The sequence below is a fragment of the Aquirufa rosea genome, assembly GCF_004118285.1.
Classification (GTDB): Bacteria; Bacteroidota; Bacteroidia; order Cytophagales; family Spirosomataceae; genus Aquirufa; species Aquirufa rosea.
Genome location: NZ_SDHY01000006.1, coordinates 24,028 through 47,622, shown reverse-complemented (window position 1 = coordinate 47,622; position 23,595 = coordinate 24,028). Strand labels below are relative to the sequence as shown.

At 38.1% G+C, this 23,595-nt stretch carries 18 protein-coding genes; 12 read left to right on the top strand and 6 right to left on the bottom strand.

Translation table 11 applies throughout. The features are described 5' to 3' along the window. Positions 1 to 69: 69 nt before the first annotated feature. Entirely contained in the window at positions 70 to 1,011 is a 942-nt protein-coding gene (gene queG / locus ESB04_RS09900; protein WP_129027582.1) for a tRNA epoxyqueuosine(34) reductase QueG, read from the top strand. Between the two features lie 30 nt (positions 1,012 to 1,041). On the opposite strand, the gene ESB04_RS09895 is transcribed toward queG, so the two are convergent. Beyond that, the gene (locus ESB04_RS09895; RefSeq protein ID WP_129027581.1) at positions 1,042 to 2,070 is read right to left on the bottom strand and encodes a GntR family transcriptional regulator; all 1,029 of its coding nucleotides are present in this window, start codon (positions 2,068 to 2,070) and stop codon (positions 1,042 to 1,044) included. A gap of 322 nt (positions 2,071 to 2,392) precedes the next feature. Between ESB04_RS09895 and ESB04_RS09890 the strand changes: the two genes are divergently transcribed. From ESB04_RS09890 to ESB04_RS09880, 3 genes are read left to right on the top strand one after another with little or no spacing between them, the layout of a single operon-like run. Next, positions 2,393 to 6,460, top strand: a complete 4,068-nt coding sequence (locus ESB04_RS09890) for a hybrid sensor histidine kinase/response regulator transcription factor (RefSeq protein WP_129027580.1) — start codon at positions 2,393 to 2,395, stop codon at positions 6,458 to 6,460. After that, positions 6,447 to 7,454, top strand: a complete 1,008-nt coding sequence (locus ESB04_RS09885; protein ID WP_129027579.1) for a zinc dependent phospholipase C family protein — start codon at positions 6,447 to 6,449, stop codon at positions 7,452 to 7,454. The genes ESB04_RS09890 and ESB04_RS09885 overlap by 14 nt, the downstream gene beginning before the upstream one ends. A gap of 3 nt (positions 7,455 to 7,457) precedes the next feature. After that, positions 7,458 to 7,994, top strand: coding sequence for a metallophosphoesterase family protein (locus ESB04_RS09880; RefSeq protein ID WP_129027578.1), 537 nt, complete (start codon positions 7,458 to 7,460; stop codon positions 7,992 to 7,994). Between the two features lie 218 nt (positions 7,995 to 8,212). On the opposite strand, the gene ESB04_RS09875 is transcribed toward ESB04_RS09880, so the two are convergent. The 3 genes from ESB04_RS09875 to mnmA form a co-directional block, all read right to left on the bottom strand. After that, on the bottom strand, positions 8,213 to 9,082 hold the full coding sequence (locus ESB04_RS09875) for an AraC family transcriptional regulator (RefSeq protein ID WP_129027577.1): 870 nt from the start codon (positions 9,080 to 9,082) through the stop codon (positions 8,213 to 8,215). A 125-nt stretch (positions 9,083 to 9,207) separates the two neighbouring features. After that, entirely contained in the window at positions 9,208 to 10,140 is a 933-nt protein-coding gene (locus tag ESB04_RS09870; RefSeq protein ID WP_129027576.1) for a metallophosphoesterase, read from the bottom strand. After that, complete coding sequence (gene mnmA, locus ESB04_RS09865; RefSeq protein ID WP_129027575.1) at positions 10,137 to 11,276, bottom strand: tRNA 2-thiouridine(34) synthase MnmA; 1,140 nt, start codon at positions 11,274 to 11,276, stop codon at positions 10,137 to 10,139. The genes ESB04_RS09870 and mnmA overlap by 4 nt, the downstream gene beginning before the upstream one ends. Before the next feature lie 125 nt (positions 11,277 to 11,401). Between mnmA and ESB04_RS09860 the strand changes: the two genes are divergently transcribed. From ESB04_RS09860 to hemF, 3 genes are read left to right on the top strand one after another with little or no spacing between them, the layout of a single operon-like run. Then, a complete protein-coding gene (locus ESB04_RS09860; RefSeq protein ID WP_164969635.1) occupies positions 11,402 to 11,995 on the top strand; it encodes a hypothetical protein in 594 nt (197 codons plus the stop codon). 11 nt (positions 11,996 to 12,006) lie between these two features. Next, on the top strand, positions 12,007 to 14,619 hold the full coding sequence (locus tag ESB04_RS09855) for a transglycosylase domain-containing protein (protein ID WP_129027573.1): 2,613 nt from the start codon (positions 12,007 to 12,009) through the stop codon (positions 14,617 to 14,619). A 2-nt stretch (positions 14,620 to 14,621) separates the two neighbouring features. After that, positions 14,622 to 15,515 carry an oxygen-dependent coproporphyrinogen oxidase gene (gene hemF / locus ESB04_RS09850; protein WP_129027572.1) on the top strand — a complete coding sequence of 298 codons (894 nt, stop codon included), beginning with the start codon at positions 14,622 to 14,624 and terminating at the stop codon, positions 15,513 to 15,515. 72 nt (positions 15,516 to 15,587) lie between these two features. Here the strand turns inward: hemF and ESB04_RS09845 are convergent, their stop codons facing one another. Beyond that, positions 15,588 to 15,989: a hypothetical protein gene (locus ESB04_RS09845; protein WP_235832226.1), complete on the bottom strand. Its 402-nt coding sequence runs from the start codon at positions 15,987 to 15,989 to the stop codon at positions 15,588 to 15,590. Between the two features lie 57 nt (positions 15,990 to 16,046). Next, complete coding sequence (locus tag ESB04_RS09840; RefSeq protein ID WP_129027571.1) at positions 16,047 to 17,135, bottom strand: o-succinylbenzoate synthase; 1,089 nt, start codon at positions 17,133 to 17,135, stop codon at positions 16,047 to 16,049. Positions 17,136 to 17,202: 67 nt separating this feature from the next. Here ESB04_RS09840 and lpxK point away from each other — a divergent pair, with 67 nt between their 5' ends. The 5 genes from lpxK to ESB04_RS09815 all read left to right on the top strand — a co-directional run bounded on the left by lpxK (position 17,203) and on the right by ESB04_RS09815 (position 23,595). Further along, positions 17,203 to 18,213 carry a tetraacyldisaccharide 4'-kinase gene (gene lpxK / locus ESB04_RS09835; protein WP_129027570.1) on the top strand — a complete coding sequence of 337 codons (1,011 nt, stop codon included), beginning with the start codon at positions 17,203 to 17,205 and terminating at the stop codon, positions 18,211 to 18,213. A gap of 29 nt (positions 18,214 to 18,242) precedes the next feature. Next, positions 18,243 to 20,234: a putative porin gene (locus tag ESB04_RS09830; RefSeq protein ID WP_129027569.1), complete on the top strand. Its 1,992-nt coding sequence runs from the start codon at positions 18,243 to 18,245 to the stop codon at positions 20,232 to 20,234. A 357-nt stretch (positions 20,235 to 20,591) separates the two neighbouring features. Then, positions 20,592 to 21,224 carry a transposase gene (locus ESB04_RS09825; RefSeq protein WP_129027568.1) on the top strand — a complete coding sequence of 211 codons (633 nt, stop codon included), beginning with the start codon at positions 20,592 to 20,594 and terminating at the stop codon, positions 21,222 to 21,224. 114 nt (positions 21,225 to 21,338) lie between these two features. Next, on the top strand, positions 21,339 to 21,875 hold the full coding sequence (locus ESB04_RS09820) for a gluconate 2-dehydrogenase subunit 3 family protein (RefSeq protein ID WP_129027567.1): 537 nt from the start codon (positions 21,339 to 21,341) through the stop codon (positions 21,873 to 21,875). Between the two features lie 10 nt (positions 21,876 to 21,885). Then, on the top strand, positions 21,886 to 23,595 hold the full coding sequence (locus tag ESB04_RS09815; protein ID WP_129027566.1) for a GMC oxidoreductase: 1,710 nt from the start codon (positions 21,886 to 21,888) through the stop codon (positions 23,593 to 23,595).

The window sequence follows — 23,595 nt, the reverse complement described above, 5'->3', positions numbered from 1 at the left end:
AAATCACAAGCCAAAAAGTATTGTCTGACAGTTTGGCAGAGATAAGTCATCTTCGTAATTTTAGGTTGTATGACACGCAGTCCCCATCAAGTTTCAACCATCATCAAATCAAAAGCCATAGAGGCTGGATTTTCCTTTTGTGGAATTTCAAAAGCTGATTTTCTGGAGGAAGAAGCCCCTCGTTTGGAGTCTTGGTTAAATCAGGGTTTGCATGGAGAAATGGCATATATGGCGAATCATTTTGATAAGCGTCTGGATCCTAGGAAATTAGTAGAGGGATGTCAGACAGTCGTATCCTTGGTTTTTAACTATTTTCCAAGTCCATCCCATATTCCCCTGAATCACCATTTTAAGGTGTCTAAATATGCTTATGGGGAGGATTATCATCGTGTAGTCAAGGATAAAATGCAAATCCTTTGGGATTCCTTACAAGATGACTTAGGAGAAATATCGGGCCGTATGTTTGTAGATTCTGCACCGGTATTGGAAAAGGCCTGGGCCAAGAAGGCAGGCCTAGGTTGGATTGGTAAAAATGCTAATTTAATCATTCCGAAGAAGGGGAGTTTTTATTTCTTGGCAGAGCTATTGATTGATATTCCTGCTGAGCCAGATGGCCCCATCAAAGATTTTTGTGGTACTTGTACGCGCTGCATTGACGCTTGTCCTACGGATGCACTTAGTCCATATTGGATAGATGGTTCCAAATGTATTTCCTATTTTACAATTGAACTGAAAGAAGGTATTCCAGCTTCTATGAAATCTGATTTTGAAGACTGGATTTTTGGTTGTGATATTTGTCAGGACGTTTGTCCCTGGAATCGTTTCTCTAAAGCTCACCAAGAGCCACGATTGGAGCCTTCGGCTACTTTTTTGGATATGAAAAAGGAGGATTGGGAGAACCTTTCAGAAGTGGTATTCAAAGAATTATTTCATTATTCAGCCATCAAGCGAACCAAGATTTCAGGTTTACAGCGAAATATTCTTTATGTCAATAAAAAAAACGAGTCATGAATTCATGACCCGTTTCCACAAAATTAAACCCTAAAGTGATAGTCTTACGATCAATTGTAGATCAATTTCTTCGGTAGTCTTGATGCTTTCACCAATTAGTGCGGCCGCTTTTTTACCAATTTTTTCAGGTTGATTGGACAACACCGTGATTCCACCTGCTAATATTTCTTTATATCCTTGGTCATGATAGGATATGATACCGATATCTTTACCTAATTTCCAGTTCTTAGCATCTGCGTATTTGATGGCCTGAATGAGATCAGTATCGTCCAAAGTGAAATACAATTCACCTTCGTTCAATTCTTCTCCTTCCAGACCATCCAATACTTTAAAATCCATTTGAATGGATTCACAGAAATCTCCACAGCCATTGATGAATTCTGCATCGAAGTATTCTTCTTCTGTCAATACAAGATTCAAACAACGGTATTTTTTGAACAGGTTTGTATGGTTACTAAATTCTTGAATGATTTGTGATTTGGGATGACATACGATGCTCGCATGTGTATTTTGTATGCTTTTAAACTCATGGTCCAAAAGTATCAAACGATCTCCCGCAATTTTCTTTAGGCATTTAATGTTTTCCTCTTCCTCTTCAATTAAATGAGGCATGATCACATAATAGTGGTAATTGCCCAACTGTTGACCTAGAATTTCTTGGAACTGGCGTGTCTTATATTGATAAGTAAAAATATCTACCATGACATTTTTACCCACTGCTTCATTAAATGAGTTGAAAATTGCTTTGTTGGTATCGGTAATTTTACCCACCAAAAACATGACCTTGGTTTTCAACTTGTGAGATGAATTGGAGATGAAATAGCCCTTTCTGAAAATGGAAGTGATGGCGCCCATTTTATGTAATTCAGTATAAGCTCTTTCTACTGTATCTCGGGATAAATAACATTCTTCTGATGCCTCATTGATAGATGGTAAACGCTCACCGGGCTTTAATTCCCCCATCTCAATATCTTGAAGAAGTGAATTAATTAATTGCTGGTATTTCGGCAACTTATTGTCAAAATTTTTGCCAGAAAACGAAACAAATGATTTATTCATAAACGATTAAGATAATACAGGCTTTAAAATCAGTTATAGGATAAAAACTAAATTATTTTGTCTTTAAACTTGTTCAAAATTAAGTTTGAATGCTTGTTTACATTAGGACAAATCTTTCATATATATGGATATATCTTGCAAATGAGACATTTTGCAAGAATTAGAAGGTAAATACTTTCCATTTTATCATCTTAATGTATGCCCTCTAAGCAGTCGGAACGTATAACAAGGACAAATCAGCTCAAGAATCAGGAATATTTTTCTAATTTTAAGTTTATATTTTTTGAATCCGTTGAAGCGTTTTTTTTATCTCTTATTTTGTTTGTTTACCTCTGTCTCCCAATATTTGTGGGCTCAGAAAAGTCAGCGCTATGAGCGATTGACAACGGCTTCAGGATTATCCCAAAGTACCATCTCTAAAATCATTCAGGATAAAAAAGGCTTCCTATGGTTTGCTACATCGGATGGATTAAATCGGTATGATGGTAATAATTTTTTGGTATTTAGAAGTGATCCTTCGGACTCCACTACCTTAAGTGGTAGTGATATTTTTACAATGTGCGAGGATGATGAAGGTAATATGTGGGCTGGGACCAGAAATGCAGGTTTAAATAAAATTGATTTATCTACAGGGAAAGTTTACCGATTCAGTCAGGGGCCCAATGGGGAAGATTTTTCCTCCATGACGGTTTCCTCTATTTTGAATTTAGGGAATCACCGTGTTATGGTTTCTGCCACAGGATTAGGTCTATTGGTATATGATACTCGTGAAAATAAATTGATCGCGAAGGAGACGGATGTGAAAAATCCAATGATGGCTGATGTGGTTCGCATTTTTAAACATTCCAAAGGCTCTATCTGGTTAGGAACTCGTACTGGCCTTTTGATTTCAAGGTTGGGTCCTAAATCCTATTTGCCCTTTAAATTAGCAGAAAATAACAATACTCCGGATTTTAGGGTAAGGGTGATTAATGAAGCAGCAAATGGTGATATCTTAGTAGGAACTGAAGGGCAAGGGTTATTTCGCTTTAACTCTCAAAATCAGCATTTCACCAGGGTTTTCTATCATGCGCAAAATCCTTTAAGTCGTCAAAACATTGTTACTAGCTTAACCAAAGATGCCTACAGGAATTTGTGGATAGGAACTGATAATGGCGTCTATGTAATGAATAAGGAAGATTTTTCTTCTTATTATCAAATCTCCTCCAATCCTGATCCAGATTTAGGTATCAGTTCTTTTTCTGTCACCAGTTTGTTTACAGACTCTAACCTCAATACTTGGGTAGGTACTTGGGAGGCAGGTTTGAATATAGCATTTTATCAAAAACCTAGGTTCTCCATTTTAAGGTATAAACCTAATACCTTGCAAGGCCTCCTAAGTAATAAGGTCACGGCTATTGCTGCTAGTAAAACTGATCCTGATGGAGTTTGGATTGGCTTAAATGTGGGGCTTTCTTACTTTAATTACAAGACAGGAAAAATTGATCATATCGTCAATAATGCAGGAGTAAATAAACTGAATTCCTTAGCTGATTTTGATGTCACCCTCATGCAATCGGATAAAAAGGGAAATCTTTGGATTGGGGTTTGGGGACATGGACTCATTAATTTGACTCCCCAGAGAAAGCAAATGGCTTATCCATATCTCATGGGAAATCGAGCTGCCAATTTAACAGCCATGAATCTTATGGGAGATAAGTTGTTGTTGGGTACAGCTGGTTTAGGAGTCATAGAGTTTGATATTCCAAGCAAAAAATACCGGGTTCCTTATCCAATGTTGGGCCCAAGAAATTTCAGTGCAAAAAATATTTCAAGTCTGTTAGTAGAGGCTAATAAACGGATTTGGATAGGAACCACAGGTTTTGGATTATACATCTACCATCTTGATAAGCATGAATTGACACATATTGATAAAAATGGTACATCCAATGGTATTCGATATAACAATATCTCAAAGATTTTCCAAGATAGAAATAAGCGAATCTGGGTGCTGAGCAATGGTGGGGGGTTACATTTATACCTCGGGGAAGGAAAGGGTTTCAGAAATTTTACCGTGGCTGATGGTTTAGCTTCCAATACGCTTAGAAGTATGATGGAGGATAAGCAAGGAAATCTATGGATCAGTACCAATGGAGGAATATCTAAAATGAATCCTAAGACTTTTAAATTCGTGAATTTCGATGAATTGGATGGCTTGCAAGGGAAAGAGTTTCTAGCCAATGCCTATAGTCAAAACGATAAAGATTGGTTGTTTTTCGGTGGTGCCAATGGCTTAAATTTCATTAAAGCGGATAGCTTGAGGATGAAAATGGACATACCTCCCATTTATTTAACAGGTTTGAAGATATTTAATAAGCCAGTGAAGGTAGGTGAGCCTAATTCACCTTTGGAGAAGGATATTTTGCAAACCAAACATTTGGTGCTACAGCCTGACCAAACTGTATTTAGTTTGGATTTTGTGGCCTTAGAATACCAAAGACCCAAAAACAATCGCTATGCATATATTCTGGAGGGTTTTGATAAAGATTGGAATGAAGTGGGTACTCAAAGGACAGCCACCTATACCAACTTAAATCCGGGTGATTATATCTTTAAAGTTAAAGCAACAAATTCAGATGGGGTATGGGGAGAAAAACCTTTTGAATTGAAAATAACGGTACTTCCTCCTTGGTATCGAACCTGGTGGGCTTACGGACTTTATGCCATGCTATTCTTTGGAACGGTGTTTGGATTTATGCGGGAAGTACGAATTCGGGAGGCTTTTAAGACCGATTTACGAATGAAGGAAATTGAAAAAGAGCGTATCAGGGAGCTAGAGCAAGTAAAAACACACTTTTTTACTAATATTTCACATGAGCTTCGTACTCCATTGACCTTGATTATCAGTCCTTTAGAAAAGTATTTTCTCAATAATCCACAGGCCAATAAGGAACAGAAATCTAGGATTTTAGCTATATATCAAAATGCTCAAAAGTTACTGCATTTGATTAATCAATTGCTGGATTTGTCTAAAATAGAAGCAGGTAAACACCAGCCTGTAATAGCTCAGCATGATTTGATTTTGCAAATGAATGGTATTATTCATGGCTTTGAAGCTTATGCCCTACAAAAGCAGATCAAATTGAAATGGCTGAGCCCTGTAGAATCTCTGTTTGTGTATTATGATGCTGACATCATTGAAAAATGTATCACGAATTTATTGTCCAATGCCTTTAAGCATACACCTGAGGATGGAACCATTGCTGTTAAAATGGAATTGATTAAGCAATTTTCCAATAAGTCGGAGGAGATACAAATGGTCAAAATTCATGTTATGGATACTGGCAAAGGCATCGATAAAAATCATTTGCCGCATATTTTTAATCGATTTTATCAAGTACCAGATTCGATTGGGCGAGTGGGAACAGGAGTGGGTTTATCCTTGTGTAAGGAGTTAATGGATTTGCATTTAGGTAAAATTCAAGTCAATAGTGAATTAGGAAAAGGGAGTGATTTCAATATCGAATTCCCTGTTAATATCCATCATTATGATGCTTCATGGATACAGACATCAGTGAATGTATCCTACCCTGAACCAAGCTTATTGAAGAAATCGGATGAAATGGAGATTGAGCAGGAAAAGCAAATTTTAATGGTGGTGGATGACCATGCAGAAATGCGTCTATTCATTTCAGATATTTTCAAGAATCGATTTCAAATAATTGAAGCGGAAAGGGGAGAAGAAGCTCTTGAAATGGCTTTGAAATTTATCCCTGACGTGGTCATTACTGATTGGATGATGCCGGGCATGAGCGGCGTTAATCTTTGTAGAGCCTTGCGACAAAACCCTAAAACAAATCATATTCCTCTATTAATTTTAACGTCAAAGAGTTCACATGAAAGTCAAATCGAAGGTATGCAAGCAGGTGCTGATGATTTTGTTTCCAAGCCATTTAATGCAGATATATTAGAGATTCGAGTGAATAAATTGTTGGAAACCAAAGAGCGGATGCGCAAAAATTGGCAAAAACAAATGATTCAACAAAGCTTGTCTGAGGGTAAAGCTCCAATTTATGAGGATCCTTTCTTGCAAAAAGCTACACAGTTAGTGATTGATAATCTTTCCGATGCCGAATTTGAAGTAGATGATTTAGAAAAAGGATTAGATATGAGCAAAATGCAATTGTACCGTAAATTGAAAAATTTGACCTCTTTGGCTGGAAATGAATTTATCCGATCTATCCGATTGCAACAAGCCAAATTGTTGTTGGAAAATTCTGCTTATAATATTTCAGAGATTGCTTATCAAGTAGGTTTCAATGATCCCGCTTATTTTACACGTGCATTTAAAAAACAATACGGAAAATCCCCTAAATCATTTATTCAACAAATGCAAGATGAAAAATCCTAAATACCTCGTTTTATTACTTTTTGTTCCTGTAAGCATTTTACTTTCTTCTTGGGGATTTTTAGCACACAAGACATTGCAACAAGTATCTATATATGCTTTGCCAGAGGCATTGGGAGTTTATTTTTATGCCCATCAAGATTATTTGGTCAATCAATCTGTGCGGCCTGATGTTCGTCGAAATGAAGATAAATCAGAAGAAGCCAAACATTATTTAGATATGGATGCTGATTTATTTGGGGTTAATTACAAAACGAGTATCCCACATGAATATACCGCTGCGGTGGCAAAATATGGAATTGACTCTTTGCGTAAGGAAGGTTTAGTACCATGGGAAGTTGTTCGTGTATATGGTCGCTTGGTGAATGCCTTCAAAAAGGAGATGAAAGACTCAGTACTGTTTTATGCAGCTGATTTAGGTCATTATGTGGCAGATGCACATGTGCCCTTGCATACGACTAAAAATCACGATGGGCAATTGACAGGTCAAAAAGGATTGCATGCACTTTGGGAGAGTTTAGTTCCTGAGGAGCAAGTAGTTCAGTATAATTTGGCTCAATATCAATCAAAGCCATTGGATTATATCAAAAACCCGCAAGATTTTATTTTTGAAATATTATTGGAATCGCATGCCATGCTTCCTGAATTATTTCAAGTGGAAAAAGAGGTAACTGCTGCCTTGGGAGCAGATAAAAAGCACATGCAAGTGATTCGCAATGGAAGAACCTTAAATTACTATACCAAGGAATTTATTCAGGCCTATGCGGCTAAATTGGGTAACAAGGTCCAAGATCGTATGTTAGTTTCTGCCCATCGCGTAGCCTCATTCTGGTATTCAGCCTATCGTGATGCTGGCTCTCCGGCTTGGGTAAAATCTGAGATACAGGTAAATGCAGATTTAATGTCAGCTTTTCGTAAGGAAAAGAGTGCCTGGCAGGCAAATACCTTGGTAAGTGATAAATTGTTGATTTCCATTAAGAATAGAAAAGCGGAATAAGCCGTGAAGAAAATCCTCATCCTTTCAGATACGCATTCTTTTTTAGATCCAAGATTAGAGCCACATTTACAAGCTTGTGACCAGATTTGGCATGCGGGAGATTGGGGGGCTGTCCAATTGGCTGATCAATTAATTTCTTACCAAAAGCCTATTGCTGGTGTCTATGGTAATATTGACGATCGGACTATTCGGAATATGTATCCTAAAATCATGAGATTCAAATGTGAGGAAGTTAATATTGCGATGACACATATTGCAGGCGCACCTTCTTCTTACAAGCCCGATGCGTATGAAGCCTTCTCACAGGGAATACCCCAAATTTTTGTGTGTGGTCATTCGCATATATTGCAAGTGAAGCGGGATATCAAGCGTAATAATATGTTATTCATTAATCCTGGAGCAGCAGGTCAACATGGTTTTCATCCCATTCAAACAGCCATACAATTAAAGATTGATGGGTCTAGAATTTTTGATTTGGAGGTGATACATATGGAAAGAAATCGGAAGGTGCCTAAAGAAATGTTGGAGGGTAAAATGTAAACCAAGCTAAGGAAAAAAAAAAGGTGTAAACGATAAACTGTTTACACCTCATTATATGAACACAGGATTTGGTAATTAAAAGGCGGAATAAATATTTTTAAAAAAACCTTATTTCAAGTCCCAGAAGCAAATCACTCTGCTTTTCTTGAAACAAAATTGAATAAAATATACTAGTAGCAAAAGGTTAATTTATGCCAGATGATGGTAAATATTGAACCTTATTTAATGGCAGCTCTAAATTCTAAGGGAGTTATTCCAGTCGCTTTTTTAAAATACTTGACAAAATTAGTGGGTTCATCGAACCCGGTTTCAAAGCAAATTTCTTTGACAGATAAGCTCGTTGAGCTTAGTTTACGCTTTATTTCCAAAATGATGTAATCATCCAAGAATTCTTTAGCTGTTCTATTCGTAAAGCGCTTAGATATTTCGTTTAAATGTTTGTAGGAGATGTTCATTTGATCCGCATAGTCATTGACATTACGGCTTTTATTGTACTCCTCCTCAATCAGATTTTTAAACTTTTCGAACAAATCAAATCCTTGTTTTAAATTTTGGTTCGACTGAATTAAGAGGTTTCTGTTGTTGAGTTTATATAAAATAATAGAGAATAGTGAGGAGATAATTTGGTTTTTAAGTATATAAGGGCTGTAAATATATTCTGAGGCTACCCTTCCTGCATAGTCCATCATACATTCATCTAACTGATATACAGGATGAAACATGTGGTAATTAAACAATTGAGAAATATGAAAGAAAGTGCTTGGGGTGAAGTAGTTAAGTAAATATTCTTTGGTGAAGAGAAAGAAATGCCCATGGTATTCTGATTCACTGTTTAAAGCATGAATTTGATTGGGAGAAATAATCAAACATTCGTTTTCATTTACAAGGTATTCTTTTAAGTCGACCTTGTGCCTTACTGAACCTTTCGTGATAATTAATAAAACGTAAAATTCTAATTTATGGGGGAAATAGGGAGATTTAGGTTCGTATTTAGACCAATCTCTGGAGCAAAATTCTTGCAAATCTATGCTCTCAAATCCTTCTATTTTTAGATCTTCTTTAAAGGGTAATTTGGGTATAAATTTCAAGGATTTAATAGGTTTAATTATTCTATAACGAGTCTTTCAACAACAAATTATTATGGTAATTTATTAACACCCATCAATTTAATTTATTTTACGGTTAATCGTAAAATTTTGAGAAATTTATTCAATTATTTTTTTATATGTCGACTGAAAATAGTTTGACCATTCTCATCAATTAAATGAAATTCCAAGGTTTTGGCTTGCACAAAAAAGGCAGCAAAACCATTGGTGGATTTAGCAAATTTGGCTTTATTCTGAGATTTTAAAGGAGTAATCTTACTGCCAGCCCCTGAAATAATATGATGCAGTGAAGGCCCAAGTTGATTATATTCCAAATGATGCTCGTGTCCAGCTAGGTAAAAATCTATTCCTAGGTCATTCAATAAAGACTTCCATGAATTAGCTACATGATTGACACGATCCATTCGCGGTCCCGAAGTTTCTAAGGGGTGATGTCCAACAGCAATTTTCCAACGGGCCTTGGATTTAGACATTAATTCCGTAAACCATTTCTTTTGAGCCAAAGTATCTTGAGAAATGACATTCTTTCTAAAAGGTTCATCGTCATCTTTGAAATAGCTTAATTCAAAAGGAGATGTATCCAAAAAAGCTATTAATAATTCACTTCCATCAGACAATTTAAATGATTGGGAATAATACCTAGCGGGCATATTCCATCTTCGGCTGATTTGTGAATACTCTATTTCTGCCTGCGGATTACCCGCATAATCATGATTTCCTAAAACTGGATACCAATTGACATGTAAACTATGTCCAGTGTAAATATCTTCAAAACTACTTTTCCAAATAGGATCCAAGGCGCTCGCCACGCCTTTGGGATATATATTGTCTCCCGTGGTGATGATAAAGTCTATATCTGCCTCTGTACCTGTGATGGCCATCTGCTTAGCTACTTCTTTTTGATGGTATTCACCTTGTCTACCAAAGTCACCTAACACTAAAAAGCTGATATCTGCCTTAGGATAAGTTCTGGTCTGTTGGGCAAAATTTACTTGACCAAACAACCCAATTAATAATAGCAGTAATACAAATCGTTTCATACCGTGAATGATTGAATATGTTCAAATACGCTACCTTTTTGAAAGGATTTTAATATCCAACCACCTCCAATGACATCATCTCCTTCATAAAATACCGCCGCTTGGCCGGGAGCAATGCCCGATACCTCATCGTGAAATTCCACTTTAATTTTGTCACCTAACTGCACGATATGCCCCTCTGTTCCAGGGTCTTTATAACGTACTTTGGTGATGGTTTCTATGCCCCTTTCTGGTATTTGGGCATATTTTTGTAGGTTCAATTGGCCTACATACATCCCAGTTCTATTCAAATCTTCCAGTTTACCAATGACCACCTCATTCGTTTCTTTCCTGATTTCAGTGACAAAAGCAGGAAATCCGAAGGCTTTACCTAGTCCTTTTCTTTGACCTATGGTATAAAATGGATAACCCTCGTGCTTTCCAATGATTTTTCCCGATTGGTCTACAAAATTTCCCCCTTTTACGGATTCCTCCAGATCAGGAAGACGCCTCTTTAAAAACCCTCGATAGTCATTGTCGGGCACAAAGCAAATCTCGTAGCTTTCCGATTTATTAACTAAATCCACAAAACCCCTTTCAGTAGCCATTTCTCGAATCCGACTTTTGGTCAAATGTCCTAATGGCAAAATGGTTCTGGCCAAACTTTCCTGGGATACTCCCCAAAGCACATAACTTTGATCTTTCAGATTGTCTACTCCTTTAGAAATGACATACCTGCCATTTTCATGTCGAATTTGGGCATAATGTCCAGTTGCAATAAAATCACATCCTAATTGATCTGCTCTTCGTAATAAAGCATCCCATTTAATGTGGGTATTACACATGACACATGGGTTGGGAGTTCTACCTTCCACATATTCCTGGGTGAAATAATCAATCACAGAATCTCCAAATTCTTCACGGATATCCAATATATAATGAGGGAATCCCAATGAAACAGCGATGTGCCGAGCATCATTGATGGAATCCAGAGAACAGCAGCCCGTTTCCTTTTTGGTTCCACCAGAACTGGCATAATCCCATGTTTTCATGGTCATACCAATTACCTCATAACCTTCTTCATGTAGTAAAACAGCTGCGACCGAGCTGTCAATGCCGCCACTCATAGCGACGAGAACGCGTCCTTTTGTTGTCATATTCAATTCAGGTTCAAAGCCTGCAGAAATTTTTTGCAATTTAGCGATTTATTTCTCCAATAAGTCATTTTTATTTGTAATTCAATGGCTAAACAGTAGTTTTGCCATCTGTTTTAGATTTACGTATGATGTTAAAAACAAGGGTTAAGGTATCCTCAATTGATAACCTCTCTGATGCACGCTATTGTGCAGGTATGGGGGTAGATTGGTTAGGTTTTGCCTTAGATCAAATGCCACTAGAAAAGTACAAGGAAATTAGAAACTGGTTAAGCGGAGTTGAGATTGTGGCCGAGCTTTCTGGCCTCAGTATAGACCAAATCAAAGAAATCCTAGTTTCTTATGCTCCTGATTGGATAGAAATTGATTCAAGTATTCCTTTACCTCACTTATTGGAATTTAACATTCCGAAAATGATGCGAGTGAACATAGATTCGGACAATTTACCTGCCTTATTTGCCACAGCAGCACCTTATGTAAGCTATTTTGTTTTAGTAGCTGATTCTCCAGAATCTTTACAAGGAATGGAAGATCAGATTCAGACATGGGCTGCGCAATATCCAGTTATTTTAGGGATAGAGCTGCCAGAAGAGGATTTGGATGAATGGGTGGAACAGACTTCCATACAGGGGATAGGTCTCGTGGCTGGACAAGAAGATAGGCCTGGCTTTAGGGATTTTTCGGATTTAATGAGTATCTTAGAAAAATTAGAAACGGAATAATTCAATCCATTATGCTCCAACGTATTCGCATGACTGTTCAACAGATAAAAGGCCAAATATGGGAGGGATTGGAACGTTTATCGACTTTTCTTCTGGCTTTAATAGCGCGTCTTTTAGGTGAAAAAAAATATTCGTGGTTGGTAGGACAAATTGCCATGACGAGTTTTTTCTTACGAACCAAATGGCGTTTGATTGAAGCGTTTTATGAAGAAAGAGTAGATAAAAATTCACTTTATTATAAGCCCATCGTCACGATGTGGAAAGTGGCTGCAAAGGTGCTTTTGTATGTGCTGATCTATTTGTTTGTCATTGAAACTAACATATTCTGGTTGACAGGTGAAATGCCTGGGGTGGACGAACTTCAAAATCCAAAGCTTTCACAGGCTTCTGAAATTTATTCTGCCGATGGAGTGCTTTTGGGAAAGTATTTTGCAGAAAATAGAACTCCTATTCGGGATTATAAATTAATTTCTCCCTATTTAGTACAGGCGTTGGTGGCAACAGAGGATGCTCGTTTTTATGAGCATACGGGTATCGACTTTCAAGCGTGGATAGGTGTGGCTGTAGGTTTAGTGAAAGGGGGAGACCGTGGAGGAGGAAGTACTATTTCTCAGCAATTGGCTAAGAATTTATTTAAAACTCGAACAAAAAAAGGTTTTACCAAAACGGGTATTTTAGGTTATATTCCTGGTTTAAATAAATTAATTTATAAGTCGAAGGAATGGGTCACAGCCATTAAATTGGAACGTTTTTATACCAAGGATGAGATTATTCTGTGGTATTTGAATACGGTGGATTATGGAAATAATGCCTATGGAATTAAAGTGGCTTCCAAAACGTATTTTAATACTTCCCCAGATTCTTTAAATATTCAAGAAGCAGCCATTTTGGTGGGACTTCAGAAAGCCACTACTACGTACAACCCTAAACGTTATGAGGGTAAGCCTTTGGAGGAAAATAAAGCTTGGAAACGTAGAAACGTAGTTTTGTCTCAAATGGTCAAGGCAGGTTATTTGAAGAAAACAGCCTATGATTCTTTGGCGAAATTACCTATTGAACTTCATACTAACGAGGAATCTCCCTATGATGGAACGGGTAATTATTTCAAAGTCGCCATTGCTAAGTATTTGACTGAGTGGGCAAAAGCCAATGATATGGAAATTGACTTATATCGGGATGGCTTGAAAATTTACACTACAATTGATTCCAGGATGCAAATTCATGCTGAACAGGCTGTAGAGGCAGGCATGCGCTCCATTCAAAAGACTTTTGATAATCACTGGGCAGGGCAAAACCCTTGGGTGGATGAACATGGTAAGGAAATTCCTGGATTTATAGATACAGTGGCTAAAAGAACAGAATATTATAAGGCTTTAGTCCATAAATATCCCAACAACCCTGATTCGGTGATGCATTATATGAAAAATGTGAAGCGCAAGATGTGGGTATATTCCCGTACTTCTTTGGGAGAGGAACAGATGACCATGAGTGCTTATGATTCTATTCAATACTATAAGCGCTTTTTACAATCGGGAATGATGACGTTAGATCCTTACACGGGTCATATCAAAGCCTGGGTAGGTGGATTGGACTTTAAATATTTCAAGTATGACCACGTAAAGCAGTCGAAACGTCAGCCGGGATCTACATTTAAGCCTTTTGTTTATACTGCTGCCATCGATGGGCCTAGGGATTTGTCGCCATGTTACATGATGACTGACGAGCCATTTGAATTGGAAGTAGAGGAGAATGGGGAGAAGAAAATTTGGCGTCCATCCAATGCCGACGGTACTTTTTCTTATTCGACTATGCCTTTAAGAAGGGCTTTAGCTAAGTCAATTAACTCCATTACTGCTCGTTTAACCAATGAAGTAGGGGCTGATACAGTTATGTATTATGCACAAAAAATGGGGATTAAAAGCCCATTAAAGGCAGTTCCTTCTATAGGTTTAGGTTCGTTTGATGTATCCTTGTATGAAATGATAGGTGCTTATTCGGCTTTTGTCAACGAAGGTATCCATGTGGAACCTATGATTGTTCAAGAAATCAAGGACCAAAATGGTAAAGTTTTACAACATTTTGACCCTGTTTCTTATCGAGTGATTAAAAAGGAGTCGGCACAATTAGTTCGTTCCATGCTAGAAGGTGTGGTGTATGAAGGAGGAACGGGAAGTTCCTTATTGTGGAATGAAGGGGAAGTATTATTGCCTGCCAACAATCGTTATGCGCCTGCTTTTGCTGCTAAAACGGGAACCACATCGAATCACTCTGATGGTTGGTTCATTGGTATGACCCATAACCTGATTTCGGGTGTTTGGGTAGGAGGAGATGACCGATCTATTCACTTTAGAACAGGCGCACTAGGTGAGGGCTCTAAAACCGCCTTACCTATCTATAAACGCTTCATGATTAAGGTGGTCAACGATCCTTTGTTAGCGAATTATAAACCTGTTCCATTTGATAAATTGGATAAGAGGGTAGTTAAAAAGGATTTTAATTGTCAAAGTTCATATAGTTCTTTGCCTGATTCACTTCAAGTGAGTGATTCTGAATTAGATTCATTGAATTCATTGTTAGGTAACCCAAGTGAGCCAAGCGATACTAGTCAACATTCTCCCCAATAAGCATGAGAAAGGAAGTTATAGCGGATTATTTTAAAAGTTTACAAGATTCGATTTGCAAAGGAATCGAGGTGGTTGATGGTGGCAGTCGATTTAAGGAGGATACTTGGAAGCGAAAAGAAGGTGGTGGAGGAAGGTCTAGAGTGATTACCAATGGAAATATCTTAGAAAAAGCTGGTGTAAATTTTTCAGCGGTTTTTGGGCCATTGCATCCCCAAATGGTCAAAAGCATGGATATAAAAGAGGAAGTGGATTTTTTTGCCTCTGGGGTATCCATTGTCATGCATCCCATTAATCCTTGGGTTCCCATCATACACATGAACGTTCGATATTTCGAATTGGGCAATGGGGAACATTGGTTTGGTGGAGGAATAGATTTGACTCCCCATATCATCATTCCAGAGCAAGCCAAATGGTTTCATGAGCAGATCAAGACCGTTTGCGACCGATTTGATGCAAAATATTATCCTAAGTATAAAACCTGGGCGGATGATTATTTCTACAATTCCCACCGAGAAGAAACCCGTGGCATAGGAGGTATCTTCTTTGATCATATTAAGGCAAAAAATTTGGAAGAAAAGTTGGCCAATTTTGAATTTGTTAAAGCAGTAGGTGAAGCTTTTGTTCCAATTTATAGTCATTTGATGCAGGAAAATGCCATTAGGCCTTTTGGGGAGCAGGAGAAAGCTTTTCAATTATTGCGCAGAGGAAGATACGTGGAATTTAATCTAGTGCATGATCGAGGAACTAAGTTTGGTTTAGAGACTAATGGTAGAACGGAATCCATTTTAATGAGCTTACCACCTTTGGCAAGTTGGGATTATATGCATGATTATTCTAATTATCCCTTGGGATTGGAAACGCAGAAGTTATTAGTAAAGGGGGTAAATTGGGTATAAGTATTATAGGACAAAAAGAAAGCCGTTTGAATTTCAAACGGCTTTCTTTTTATATGAAATGAATGTCTTAGTTTAACTTTCTTTTTCCCAAACTACATTAATACCATTAGGTGTCATTAAAAGTATGCGGGTGGGAGAAGGCAATAATACCAAACGAGCGCCAACCGCAGGATTTTCTATCCATTCGACCTCAACGCCCTCTTTTTTGCCGATTTCAATTTCTCCATCAGCCGTCTCAACAAATTTCTTAGCCAAATAGGCAGTTGGTAACAATACATCCGATTCTGGGCAATGCTTGATATGAACTTTCTCTAATATCTCTTCCAATTGTTCGCCATATTTCTCATTGAAATCATCTTCTAAATCATGTAGTATTTCTTCTACATCATCATAAGTTTCGTCTGAGTAGTTCAATTTAGAAAGTTCTAATCTTTTCTCTAAGATGGCAATCATTGCCTCATCAATCGTATTCATGAAGTATATTTCTATTTTTTTGTAAAGATAGGTCTTAAAATGTATTTCCTACACATATCATTCATGAAAAGGATTGACACGTTTAAAATTAGGGTCAAAAAATAATTGTCCTTTTTGGATGGACATTCCTGCTGCAAAGTTATTGTGATAAAGAGCTCCAGTACCTAGTCCTTGTGGAATACTAGGTTCTAAAGATGCGGTAAATTGAGCTATAGCCTGTAATCCGATATTTGACTCCAAGGCAGAAGTAATCCACCATCCCATTCGTCGTTTTTGAGCTTCTTCGATCCAATCCCAACTGGCCGCAAAGCCTCCTAACAGACTTGGTTTAATAATTAAATAGTCTGCCGGAACCTCTTCTAATAATTGCTTTTGCTGTTCAGGATGTTCCAATCCGATTAATTCTTCATCTAGCGCAATGGGCATGATTTGTTCTCGACAGAGTGCTGCCATGGCCTTCCACTGTCCTGAACGAATGGGTTGTTCAATACTATGAATTTCCAATTTGGCCAATTGCTCTAATTTTGAGGCAGCCTCGGAATGACTAAATGCTCCATTGGCATCGACACGGATGGTTAATTTTTCTTTTGGGTATTGACTTCGGAGATTGGAAAGTATGGCTAATTCCTCTTTAAAATGAATAGCACCAATCTTTAATTTCAAGCAGGTATAACCTTGGGTTATTTTTTCTGCAATTTGATCCTCCATGAAATCAGTATTGCCCATCCAGATTAGTCCATTGATGGGGATAGATGATTTTCCTTGACTAAAAGCATTGTCAAAATAAAGCCCATTTTTCCCGATCAAATAATCATAAACAGCCATTTCAATGGCGAATTTATAGGAGGGATAACCTAAGGGTAGCTTAGAAACAAAGAGTGGTAACTCTTCCAAACTTTCAGGAAAAAGCTCCCAATTGGCACTCTTGATGTATTTTTCAAAATCTGCCAATGCTTCTTCTTCTTCAAACTCAGGACTCAGGCCCCTCAAGGGACCGGCTTCTCCTAAACCCACTTGAAGGGGATTTTTCTTGTTTTTGATTTGAATGAAATAAGAATTCTTCTCAGTTAGGACACCTCGAGATGTTCCAGCTTCAAAGCGAAACTTCAAGGGATGTTTTTGGTAGGAAACGGAAATATCAAACATAATTGCAAGTTATTATTTTATTGGCTGTTTTGCCGCCTCATTGATTCTTTTTAGCTTTAAACTTGATATGAAAAAACTCCTCACATTTTTCCCAGCCTTACTTTATGGGATCGTTATTTCTATTCGGAATGCATTTTATGACCGAGGATGGTTTGCTTCACATCATTTTGATCAAGTCAAAACCATTGTAGTAGGGAATCTGGCAGTTGGGGGAACTGGGAAAAGTCCTTTGGTTAATTATTTGATTAAACAATTTCTAGGAAAAACCACGCTGGGGACTCTTAGTCGCGGTTATGGACGAAAAAGTCAAGGTTTTAAATGGGTTATATCTGATTCTATGGCAGATGAGGTGGGGGATGAGCCTTTAACCTATAAGACAAATTTTCCTGATTTAGCCGTGGCAGTCTGTGAAAGTAGGGTAGCGGGAATTCAAGACATGTTGAATGATCAGCCGGAATTGAAGACAATCATTTTAGATGATGCCTTTCAACATAGGGCTTTGAAAGCTGATGTGCAGATTGTTTGTACCACTTTTGATCAACCTTATTTTGAAGATCATCTGATGCCCATGGGACGTTTGCGAGAATGGCGCGAGGGGATACAGCGAGCAGATATGGTGTTGGTGACTCGTTGTCCTGCCAGTATGACAGAGAAACAAAAATCAAAATTTAGAACTCACATCCCCCAACCAGTCTTTTTCGCCTCGATTCGCTATGCTTCGGTACAAGGTAATTCTAGTGCTAGAGGTATTAAAATTTGGCATGCACTGGCTGGCATTGCTGATCCTAGTCTTTTTTTCGACCAGGTTAAGAGGTTAGGGAATTTGGCAAGTATGCAATCTTTTCCAGACCATCATCGTTTTTCGACCATTGAATTAAAGGAATTGGAATTGAAAGCTTCAACCATGTCAAGCCAAGAGGCATTCATTACTACCCAGAAGGATTATATTCGTTTGCAGGCTGCTTTTGATGATTATCCTAGGATGGCGAATAAGATGATGTTTTTGCCCATGGAAATGTATTTTTTAGAAGATGAAGCAGAATTTTGGGCAAGCTTGAACAAAGCCTTGTCAAGATAAATTCCTTATTTTAAGCTACCTTTGTGCGGATGAAACGTCGGAATCTTTTTCTTTTTACCTTGTTACTTTTTTTACCTGTAATCACCTGGGCGCAAATTAATACTCCAGGTTCAGCTACGGGATTTCCAGGTACACAGAATCCGAATGACAGAAATTCTTTCCCAAATCCCAATACTCAGAATAATAAAACCTCTAATATAGGTCCTCAAAAGAGCGGTCGTGCGGCTTTGGATGATTCAACTAAACAAGTATATGGACCCAGTACCATGTATTATTTGTATGAATCCGACGTTCTCAATTCCAAAGATGTAAAACGTAGGATTGATACTACACTTACTTTATTTCAACGATATTTATTTCAAGAGAAGAGTGGCTTTTTGATAGCTAATTTAGGGAATGATGGTACGGCTGTCCGACAAGTCTTTGTGCAGTCGCCGAACAGTTTAGGTACCCAATTGGGCTATTCTGTTTATTCTCCTTATGCTTTTCAAAGTGATCAGGTACGATATATCAATTCTAAATCGCCTTATTCAGAGGTGGAATATAATTTGGGTGGCGGTGGCCAGACTCGATTAAATTTCAATTTTGCCCGCAATGTTGATTCCTTGTGGAATATAGGTATTTCCATACAAAGGATGGTGGCTGATAAGGTATTGACGGATGCCGCTTTTAAATCTGGTGAACAGAGTTTATTGGGTCAATGGGGACTTTTGTTGCATACCAACTACCAATCAAAGACGAGGAAATATAGACTTTTGGGACATATTAACTATTTTGATCAAGGAACAAATGACCAAGGCGGGGTAAAATTATCCAAGTCTTTTACGGCAGATGAGGCATTGAAATATACCGACAACACAGCCATTTTATCTAGTTCCTCTTCACAGTCGAACGATAAATTCATCAAATTTCACATCTATCACGAGTACATTGGTTGGAAAGGCTTGCAGTTATTTCAAGCTTTAGACGTTGAAAGTCGCACTGTTAAATACCGCGACAAGGCATTTCAACAATCATTAGCAGATGGTTTTTATCCTCGTACCTATATTCAATACATTCAGGCTCCGACTGAGGATTCTTTGTATAATGAAAATCAATGGTCTTCTTATAGTCACCAGACTGGTTTAAAGGGTATTTACAAACAATTTGTATATCGTACTTATTTAAAGCAACGTTATTGGACTGTCTATAATCCATTGAATCAAAGTAAATTAGATCGTTTTGAAAATTATATAGGCCTTTGGTTAAATCAGGCTTTTACTAAAAATATTGATTTTACTGCTGAGGGGGAATATTTATTAGGTTCAGATTATAGATTGAAGGCAAGTTTTCAATCGCCCTTTTTTCAGGTCACAGCTCAGCGGATTTCTTATAGTCCAAATGTGGCTCAAAATTGGGTCTATAATACGTCTTATCGCTGGAAAAATGATTTTGCTAATATTTCCATGGATGAAATTTATGGAGGTATTAGTTTGAATGCTAAGTCGATTTACTTTAAACCTGGTTTGACTATTCAGCGTATTTCTGATTGGGTATATTTTGATTCTTTGGCTACGTCTCGTCAAAGCAAAGAAGATATTGGTGTCTTTAGAACATCGGTGGATGTTGGAGGGCGATGGAATAAATTCTCGTGGTTTACTAAGGTCTATGCCAATACCCAAAGTGGGCCAGATCTGATTCGAATGCCTAATTTATTGGTGGATGCCAATTTGGCTTTGGATGTTCAATACAAGAAGTTGTTATATGTTCAATTTGGATTTGATATTCACCACCAATCCGGCTACTATGCGGACGCTTACCAGCCAGCTTTGCAGCAATATCATTTACAAGATGTCTACCGGGTGCCTGCTTTTGTGCAAGTGGACCCTTATGTTACTCTCCGTATTAATCGAGTAAGGTTATTCTTTAAAATGTCGCATGCTAACTACGGTTTGTTGACGAATAATTACTATACGGCTTATTTACATCCTGCCATGTCTCGGGTATTTGGTTATGGGGTGAAGTGGCTGTTGTTTGATTAGAGCCACCGAGAGAGAGTAGAAGCCCTGCTTCGACCCCGGGGAGACCAGCAGCTGAGTCTGACCAGCTGAGTCTGACCAGCTGAGTCGAAGCATTGCTTCGACTTTGGGGAGTCAGGAGATCTTAGTCTGTCTTGCTGAGTCGGTTCTGCTGAGTCGAAGCACTGCTTCGACTTTGGGGAGTCAGGAGATCTGAGTCTGTCTTGCTGAGTCGGTTTTGCTGAGTCGAAGCACTGCTTCGACTTTATCTTGTTATTGATATTCTTTCCTTCAGTTTTTTATTGAGGATTTATCGTATGTTATTTGGTGTCGCTATCGATTTATGATAATTGATTACAAAAAAATATACCTAATCCACCCATGAAACCAAGAAAATTCCGTAATAAATACCGAGTTGATTCAACCCGAAAACCTAATTGGGATTATCGAAGGCCAGGAGCATATTACATCACTCTGGTTACCAAAAATAGAGTTCGCTTTTTTGGTTCAATCGTTAAAAGAAAGCCAAATTCAGAGAATGAAATGCGTTTAAGTGAATTAGGTAAATTGGCCGAAAAATTTTGGCAAGAAATACCCTTGCATTTCCCCTTTGTTGAGTTAGGTAATTTTGTCATTATGCCAGATCATATGCATGGTATGTTGATAATAAAAAGTATTCCAGAAATAAACTTGAACACAATCTCACCAAGAGAGCTAGAAACTTCACCAGATTTGCTTGTAAATGATCGAAAATTTGAGGTAAATAATGATTCAAACCTAAGAGCCAACGCAAACACCATAAGAGAAAAGATGGCCTCTATTTCGCCTAAATATGGTTCCATATCAACGGTTGTTCGATCATTTAAATCGGCTGTATCAAAATTTGCACATAGGATAAATCCTGATTTTAAATGGCATACCAATTATCACGATTACGTGGTTTTAACTAAAAATGTATATCAAAACATGCAGAGATATACACTCAACAATCCCAAGAATTGGGGTAAGAAATGAAATGATCTACAGCGATGACCACATCAAACATTTCAATTTTCCTTTTACTCACATTTTCAGCATAACAAGCTCCCGATTTTTCATTAGATTTACTTTGTTTAAATTCAACTAGTAATGACAACGATTTCACGAAGAGATTGGGTAAAAGGAGTTACCCTGGCAACCCTTGGAACAGTGGCTTTTTATGACTTGAAGGCACAAAACCCGTCGCCTCCTTCAGCTATTAAAAATATTCCTTGGACGAATAAACAAGAAAAAATATTGAATGATTGGATTGGAGTAATTATTCCTGAATCCTCCATTCCTGGTGCCCTAAGTTTAGGTGTGCCAGTTTTTGTTAAAACCATGCTCGATGATTGCTATGATGCATTCTCGCAGGAAACCTTTCGGAAGGTTTTGGATAGCTTCCCAAATTTGTTTGAAACGGCCACCAAAAAGGCATGGTCACAAGGTAGTCAATCAGAGAAGGAACAGTTTCTTTTTTCCATGGCCAAAGGAAATTTTGGTGCAGATGCACAAAAGGCGATGGCTACCCTAAAGGGCCTAACGATTCAAGGATATACCTCGTCCGAGGAAATCATGGTTAAATATTACAATTATGTCATGGCGCCAGGTTTTTTCAATGGCTGCGCTCCAGTAAAAAAATCCTAATATCAATTCAATGAATTATTTATCAAACGCAGAGAAGCGCACCTATGGTGCCATTGTGATAGGTTCAGGTATGGCAGGTGGTTGGGCTGCCAAGGAATTATGTGAGAAGGGAATTAAAACCCTCGTGTTGGAACGTGGTAGAAAAGTTACACACAATGAAGATTATCCCACCACCTTAATGTCACCTTGGGAATTCCCACATCGGGGTCGGTTGACCGAGGAAGAAATTGCCGCTAATCCGATCGCGTCCAAATGCTATGCTTTTAGAGAAGACGCTAAGCATTTTTTTGTGAAAGATAAGGAACATCCCTACGTTCAGGATAAACCTTTTGATTGGATTCGAGGCTATCAAGTAGGAGGAAAATCCCTTCTTTGGGCTAGGCAAACCCAGCGATGGTCTCAGTTGGATTTCGATGGGCCGGCTAGGGATGGATTTGCAGTACCTTGGCCAATTACCTACAATGAATTGGCACCTTGGTACTCACACGTAGAGAAATTTGCAGGTATTTCAGGAAATAAGGACGGTTTGGATTCTTTGCCCGATGGTGAATTTTTACCACCTCATGAATTAACTTGTGTCGAGAAACATTTTCAAAAGGAGGTTAAAAGACTTTATCAAGACCGGCATGTGATTATTGGCCGATGTGCCCATCTAACACAGCCGCAAGATATTCATTATCAGCAAGGTAGGGCACAATGTTTAGGTAGGAATTTATGTCAGCGTGGTTGCCCTTATGGCGGCTATTTCTCCGCCAATGCCTCTACTTTACCTTGGGCAGCTAAAACCGGTAACATGACCTTGCGTCCAGATTCTGTGGTACATTCCATTATTTATGATGAGAAAAAACAAAAGGCCGTAGGAGTGAGGGTTGTGGATGCGCATACCAAAGAAATGGTCGAGTATTATGCTAAAGTGATTTTTGTCACCGCGGCAGCACTCAATTCCAATTTGATTTTATTGAATTCCACTTCCCATCGTTTCCCGAATGGCCTAGGAAATGACTCAGGATTGTTAGGTACCCATATTGCCTTCCATAATTATAGAGCTTCCATTTCAGCAGAATATGAAGGCTATTTAGATTATAAAACGGAAGGTGGTCGCCCTAATTCAGGTTATATTCCTCGTTTCAGAAATTTATATAAGCAGGAAACCAATTTTTTAAGAGGTTATGCCGCTGGAATGAATGCAGGTAGAGGTTCCTATTCAGACAGAGAGGGACTAGGAGAAAGCTTGAAAATCTCCCTTTTAAATCCTAAAATGAATCAAATGTGGTATGCTGGTTCACATATGATGGGTGAAACTATTCCAAAACAAAGCAATCGAGTGACTTTGGATCAGTTGAAAAAGGATGAATACGGTATGCCAATTCTCCATGTAGATGTAGCCTATGATGATAATGACGATAAAATGGTTCAGGATTTCATCGAGCAATTTACTGAAATGTATACCAAAGCCGGATTTAAGAATATTCGTCATAGAGATACCAAGCAAGCTCCAGGACTAGATATCCATGAAATGGGCGGAGTTCGTATGGGAGCAGATCCTAAAACTTCTCTGTTGAATAAGTGGAATCAAATGCATCATGTGAAAAACGTATTTGTGACCGATGGTGCTTCTATGACCTCTACTTCCACCCAAAATCCATCTTTAACCTATATGGCATTTACGGCCAGAGCGGTGGATTATGCGGTAAAGGAAATGAAAAAAGGAAATTTATAA